At 45.0% G+C, this 7,669-nt stretch carries 1 protein-coding gene; it reads right to left on the reverse strand.

Annotation, left to right across the window (positions count from 1 at the left end; translation table 11 throughout):
* Nucleotides 1–35 precede the first annotated feature (35 nt).
* The gene (locus tag V6D41_RS05225) at nucleotides 36–7,655 is read right to left on the reverse strand and encodes a beta-ketoacyl synthase N-terminal-like domain-containing protein (protein ID WP_333517501.1); all 7,620 of its coding nucleotides are present in this window, start codon (nucleotides 7,653–7,655) and stop codon (nucleotides 36–38) included.
* Nucleotides 7,656–7,669 lie beyond the last annotated feature (14 nt).

The raw sequence follows: 7,669 nt of genomic DNA on the forward strand, positions 1-7,669 counted from the left end.
AAAACGCCCCCTTCAAAAGGGGGCGTTTGTGTTTCTCAGCGCTTCACCAATTCATCTTCTTTCGCTTCATGTTTTTTCCGGAAAGCCTTAAGGAAATTCGCGTTAACAACTCCCCTGTTTGAATAGAGTTTTTCGCAAAATTCTAACATGGCTTTGGAGGCTTTAGGTTCTGTTAATATCATGAAGTGGTTGTTTGATTCGACATCCACCAGATGGAAATGTGGCATTTGCCGCTCCCATTCCTCCCAGTAGGCAGATTGATCAAACGGTGCTTTTTCATTTGAGAAAGTGAAATAAATGTCTAAATCTCCAAAGAAAGACCTGCTTTTATTGCGGAAGTAATAACATTTTACCGCCTCAGGATCAGGAAGAGGCTGAACAGTGTACGCTTCAACATCATAGGCACGCTGGGTTTTCATCATTTGCTGAGTCTGCGCGCGTATTTGCTTCTCCGGTTTGTTCAATCCCCGTTTTCTTGCCAAATCAATCAGCTCAGACAGGAATTCTTCATCCTCTGAGTTTGTGTCTACCTCTTCACGGCTGATGAGAACGTCAGTAAGCTTATCCGGCTTCGCAATCGATGCCAGCATCATATTGATCGTTTGCAGCATTGATGTTTTCAAAGAAGCTTCATTCTCTTTCGTCTCAGAACTGTATGGAGAGTCAATCATCACCATGCTTTTGACAGCAAGACCTTGGCTTTGCAGCTGGCGTGTGACTTCATATGCAATCATTCCGCCTAAGGAATATCCGCCTACATCATAAGGGCCTTCCGGCTGAATGGCTCGGATGATCTCTATATAATAGGAAGCCATTTGTTCAATTCCGTGCAAAGGAGCATGTTGAGTCATAAATCCCCTTGCTTGAATACCGTAAAAAGGGCGCTGGCTTTTTTCTGCAAATGACTGATAGATTTCAACGCCACCTACTCCGCCATGAAACCAAAATACAGGGCGCCCCCGCTTGCCGTCATTTAACGGTATCAATTCCGGGAACGTACGAGTGTGCTCGTTTCGTAAGGAGGCATCCGCCTGTTTCTTTGCGATCAAGTCCGTCATATCCTGCACAGTTTGGCATGCTTGCAGCTCCGCCAAGGTGATGAAAGGATCAACCTTTGCTTGCAGTTGCTGCAATAACTGTATGCAAGAAATCGAATCAAACCCGTAATGCTGCAATGGCTTATGAGGATGCAGTTCTTCTGGATCCATCCCTAATACATCAGCTAACATGTGATGATCGCTGCTGTTGATATGCATCTCATGTGAAACAGAAGGCGTATTCTCTAATGCTTGAAAGCCATTCCAGCAGCTTCTCTTTTCAAATGGATAGGTTGGCAACGGTATTCTGCTGGCGCCTTTTCCTTGATAAAACTGCTCCCACGGGATTCGCACCCCTTTTGTCCAGCAGAATGCAATCTTTTCAAGGTTATTCTCAGACAACAGAGTTCCTATCACCATTTCTCTTAATGGACCATCAAGCAAGGTTTCGATATCTGACGAGCCCTCTTCTGCATTCCCGCAAAAAACAGGCACAGAACTTTTTGGCTTTTCGCCTTTTTCCGCAGCTGTTATGCAGTCTTGCAAGCAAATAACCAGTTCTTCTTTACTTCGGACGACCAGCGCCAGCCGGTCCTCCATCTCCTCTCGTCCGGTTTGAAGTGTATAAGCATAATGTGGCAACGACAGTTCTTGTTGTTCGTTCACATAATCAAGCTGCTGTTGAATAACTGCTTTTAGCCTGTCTTGATTTTTTGCTGAAAGAACCACAATATGAGCTTCATTCTCGTTCATATTAACCGGTGCTTTTGATGAAGGAATATATTCTTCTAAAATGACGTGCGCATTTACGCCTCCAAAGCTATAGCTGTTGATACCCGCTCTGCGCGGGATGATTCTGCCTGAGTCGCCCTTTACATCCTCCCATTGCTGGTTCTCCGGAATCATTCGGAAACGGGTGCCCTTTATTGACACCTGATCATTCAATGAAGAAAATCCGGAAATGCCTGGTATTGTTTGATGCTTCATCGCCATGCTGACCTTCATGAGAGCAGCCATACCGGAGACCAGTTCACCGTGTCCAATGCTCGGCTTTAAGCTGCTGATATAACACGGCGCTTCCTCCTGTACTTCCTGTGGAAGTTCCGACTCTAGCTGACTTAAGCCTGAAGTTAACGCACCTATTTCTATTGCGTCTGCCAATGGAGAGGCGATCCCATGCGCTTCGATATAGGCCACCGTTTTGGGATCAATTTGCGCTCCTTCATAAGCCTTCAGCATTGCATCCTTCATACCGGCCGGATTTGGCGCGTGCAGTGACATTCCCCGGCCGCCATGCGATACACCTGTACCTTTAATGACCGAATAAATATGATCGGAATCTTCAATGGCTTTTTGCAAAGGTTTAATGATGAGAACCCCTGCGCCTTCACTTCTGACAAAGCCATTCGCATCTGCTTGAAAGGATTTGGCCTGTCCATCCGCACTCAAATATCCCATTGAGTCGAAGCCAATGAATCCTTTTGGTGAAAGCAGCAAATTCACAGCCCCGACAATGGCTTGTTCACATTCGCCGTTTCGGATGGATTGTATAGCTCTGTGCAAAGCCACAAGAGCGGAGGAACAGGCAGCTTCGTAATATTCGCTTGGCCCTTTTACATTCAGCGCATAGGATATACGGTTTGGAATTAAGGAAGGAATCACAGCTGCATCCGTATTGCCAGCTGCGACGAATACGCCTGTCGGACGGCTTGATAAGGCCTGTCCTGTTAAGCCTGCGTCTTCCATCGCCTTCCATGCATGTGTCAAGAGCAGAAATTCCTGCGGATCCATATGTGCCGCTTCTTTAGGTGATATGCCAAAAAACAGCGGGTCAAACTCACCTATTCCTTCTATAAATCCGCCCCATTGAAGGCTTGATGATCCTTCTTTATCAACTGAGGCAAATTCACGCCAGTCCCAGCGTTCTTTCGGCACTTCAGAGACACAGTTTTTTCCGTGAATGATGTTGTCCCAAAACTCCGTTACGCTGTTTGCTTTCGGAAACTGTCCCGACATGCCGATAATGGCTATGCCGTCGGCTGCATGTTCGATTGCTTTATCCGTTTTCATCTCATCAGCCGGCATCTGTTTCATTTGGTTTTCGATTTGAGCTGATCGTTCCTGCTGCTGATCAACTCCACCAAACAGCTGAACAAAAGATGTTTCATGGTTGTCCGCAAAAAATTCAATAAGCTCTTGAACAGTCGGATATTCAAAAAACAACGTCGGGTTTAATTCGATTTTTGTTTCTGATTCGATCTCCCTTGTCAGCCCAACCAATTGAGAGGAATCAATACCCAATTCCATAATATGAGCTTTTGAGAGAGCCAGTTTTGACGGATCGGCCATGTTTACTGCCAGTTTATTTGTTACATAGCTTTTGATACGGTCTTTTAGACCGCGGACTTTGATGTTCTGATTTTCATTCCTTATTTGATTTGTAACTCGCAGTTGTTTTAACGAGTAACCCGAATAGCGCAGCACCGTTTCTGACGATTCATTGATCACATCTACATCGAACAGGAGCATGTCACCTGTATTCTTAACCAATGTAATCAGAAGCCAGCAATCCTCTTGTATCGTATGTTTTGTAAATTGGATATCATTGATTCCAAAGGGCAGGAAACTGCCTTCAATGTCAAATTGCTCCAAGAAACTAAGGATAGCCAAGTAGGCGCTGTTTGTCATCAATGGGCTTACAGTGTAATGATGCCCGTTTGCCAGATCGCTTTGAGGCAGGCGAATTTTTGCCAGTACGGACTTATGATCTCTGTAAAGATGTGTAATCGTCTTAAATAACGATCCCCACTCAGGGCCATTTCCGGCTTTATACATCTGATCGATGTGATGAAGCTCGGTTAACGAATGCTTTAAGCTTTCGATATTGACTTTTTTTGTTTCAACCAAACTTTTTTGGCATTGCCCGATTGCGGCAGGCTTCCATGTATCAGAGGCTAGCTCACGGTACATGATTTGTAATTCTATGACTTGATTTTTTTGAAGCGGCTTTGCCTGCAGTTCAATGGTCTCGCCTTGTTTGATGCAAATTGGATTGATATAGCTTAATTTGCTGATACGGCCGCTGTTTTCCTCAGGAAACATGTTAAAAAATGCGTCAATAGCCAGACTGCTGTATGTTGCGCCGACAAGCACCCGTTCATTGTTGAAGACGTGGCCTTGCACGTAAGGCTCATCATATGTGAATTGATCTTGTATGACCGGATGATTGTTATTGCTTTCGACAGCTGATGGTTTCCCCTGACCCGCCGGAACATCGAAATGAAATGATGTATGATGATCAAATGCATAGTGCGGCAGGCGAACCCAGCTGGATCGGTTCCCTTGAGCTGCTTCTTTAAAATCAACGGATGCCCCTGCTGCCCATTGCTCTGCTGCGCTTGTTTCTCGTTCCTTTTGGGCTGATCCCGCGCATGGCTGTAAATCGAATGATGTATAAATACCTTGCTTGCGTGAGCTTTCTTTTGATGTACGGAACATCTTCAGTTTTTCGATCAGTTCCTGAGTCGATGTTACTGTAAATGCAGCCCTATGCTCTAAATCGTGGTTTATTCTTTGTAAAGCCTGTACAATTGGTTCAATATCCAGAGCAGCTTCCTTCTCTAAAAACAATTGCATGTTTTCAAGATAGCTGAGCAGGCTCCATTTTGTTTTTGCTGAAAAAACGGCTGTACATTCCGGCTGGCGGGAAGTAATCCGTCTCTCAGGAGCCATCTCTATAAATTCTTCTATAATGAGATTGGCATAGGCTCCCCCCGCTCCGAAGGAATTGATCATGCTTCTGCGAGGCAATTGCTTTCCTGTTTCAGGATCATTCAAGCGATGCCATGGCTCCGTTTGTTCTTGAAGATAAAAAGCCGTGTTTTCCAGTTTAATATTTGGATTGATAGGTGTTGCGTTGATTGTCGGCACCAGCGTTCCCTTCTTCATCTGCAGCAGCACTTTTGTCAGCTGAGAAATGCCGGAAGCTGCCTCCAAATGTCCCAGATTGGATTTGACAGAACCTATCGCGCAAAACTGTTTCTTATTCGTGTATTGTTCAAATGCGTTTGTTAATGCAATCATTTCAATAGGATCGCCCAGCGCTGAACCATTTGCAGCTGACTCAATATAGCTGATAGTCTCCGGATCAATGCCCGACTGCTCAATCGACCTGACGATTAATTTTGCTTGCTGCTTCGGATCTGGTGCTGTATACATCTGTCTTCCGCCGCTATGATTGGCAAAACTGCTTTTGATCACAGCGTAAATATGATCCTGATCTTCCATTGCCTTCGAAAGCGGTTTTAACAGGACTGCTCCGACACCTTCCCCGGGAATAAGTCCGGTTCCTGTGCCAAAACTTTTGCTTTGGTTTCCGCTTTCCAGCAGATTGGCCCGCTCCAAAGAATCATACTTTGAGAGATCGAGTGTTAAATTGACTCCTCCCGCAATTGCCATAGAGCTGCTATTCAATTTCAGGCTTTCACAGGCAAGATGGATGGCGTTTAATGAACTGGAGCATGCTGAGCTGACAGCGATACTCGGTCCAGTCAGGTTGAAAAAGTGGGAAATGCGGTTTGCGATATGCCAGTCTCCCCCATTTGAACTGAGCACTGCCTGCTCTAATGATGGGATATTCCAAAAATACTGGTTATACATATTCCCAATAAAGACACCCACTTCGGCATTATCATCCCGCAGTTTATCCAGCCGGGTTCGGGTATAGCCGCCATCCTCAAATGTTTCCCAGACGGTTTCTAAACATAAGCGCAGTTCCGGCGTCATTTCCATCACCCGGCTTGGCTCCACCTCAAAAAGCTGATGGTCAAATGCTTCAATGTCTTGTAAAAATCCGCCATACCGCTTCTTATCTGCCATCTGGATTGAATCTTTTGATAATGTTTTCAATAAAGATGTGCGCCATCTGGATTCCGGCGCCTCTATAATACAATTGTCTCCAGCGATTAAATGCGCCCAAAGCTCTTCTAAGCCAGCAGACATCGGATAGCGTCCGCTGATCCCGATTATTGCGATATCTTCTGTACCATGATCATTCGTCTGTGCCACTTGGAAATGACTTGTCTTTTCTTTTTTCAACTCACTATTTGATGCTTGCTGAGTTTCTTTGATCTGCTGCTCTCCGGCAAAGCGGCGTGCGGTAAAAGCAAGCGGCTTACTAGCAGCTGCACGCTCCCTTTGAACAGGTGCTTCGTGTTTTGCAGGCTGCTGTGTTTCTTTTAACAGTGCTGTCCGGAGCTTATTTTCGTACTCCTTGACTAAATAGTCGACGAGTTCTTTTGTGTTGTTATGTTCGAATAAAATGGTTTTTGGAAGATCCCCCGTCACTTTTTCTAATTCACGAATAAAATTGACCTGCAAAATCGAATCGATTCCATACTTCTCGAAAGTCGTATCTTCGTGAATACGCTCTGGTGATAGTTTGATCGATTTTGCCAGCGTACGTTTCACAAATTGAATCGTTTGTTCAATGAGAGAATCGTTATCCTGTGAATGAACTTTTTCCGCATCGATTTGTAAATGTGCTGTATCTTCTATCTCAGTTTTCTTTTTTTGACGAACGACTCCGTTACTTTCAGCAGCAATGATCTGCTGGCCGAGCTGATGTGATTGTTCAGCCATAAAGGAAACATGGCGATATCCCTCACTCTCAAGCACCATTTCCCAAGTGTCCGGATACAGACCCGGGCAGCCCGGTATACGGAGAGCAGGATCCTCATACAGCCACCAGCCCTCTAAAAGGCCGAACGTCAAATGCGAATATATATTATGATCACTTATTTCATTTAAGAGGAGCAGTCCGTTCTTTTTCAAAACTGCTTTTGCGTTTCGCAATGTCTGCCGGATATTTTTCGTGGCATGCAGCACATTCGCTGCAATGGCCACGTCATAGCTCCCCGCATCAATATGCTGTTCAGATGCCGGCTCCTCCACATTAAATCGTTTATATGTCAAATACGGGTTATCCGGGCCGTACTTATTTTCTGCGTGCATTAAAAATGCTTTAGACAGATCTGTATAGCAGTATTCTTTTATATGTGTCTGCCAGGCTTTCAACTTTTGAAAAACAGCCGCGCTTGTACCGCCGGTTCCGGCTCCGATTTCTAATATACGAATCTTTGCCTCAGGCTCTTGCTTCAGACGTTCTTGCAGATAGGCCGTTAGTGTGTTCGCCAGCACATCATTAAAATAGTCTGCGACTTGGTTGTTTTTATAGACGCCTTCTACTAGATCCATTGATGAATTCGGAAACAGGATATCGGTGGCAGACACCTTGCCGGTCAGAATATCCGGCAAGGCTTTAAGTGCTGTCTCCACCAATGTCACCATGGCTTTCATATTATTGTCTTGAAACAGGTCTGATTTTTGTTCATTCCATTCCTTCCACAGCTCACTCACGGTTCCTATTGAGCGCGTTGGAACATGTCCATTCGCCGTCCGCTTGAGAAATTGATGGCGTTCTAAAATCGAATGGCTTTCTTCTAACCATCTGCCATAGAAATTCTCCAATACTGGCTGGGATTTACTTTCTGTGAAAAAACCTATGGACTGCAATTGTGCGAAAAGCATTTTACAGAGAATGTCTTCTGTGTTCAGCATTGGCGCTCCCCCTC

It is taken from the genome of Bacillus sp. 0102A, assembly GCF_036765155.1.
In the GTDB taxonomy this organism is placed as follows: Bacteria; Bacillota; Bacilli; order Bacillales; family Bacillaceae; genus Bacillus; species Bacillus subtilis_G.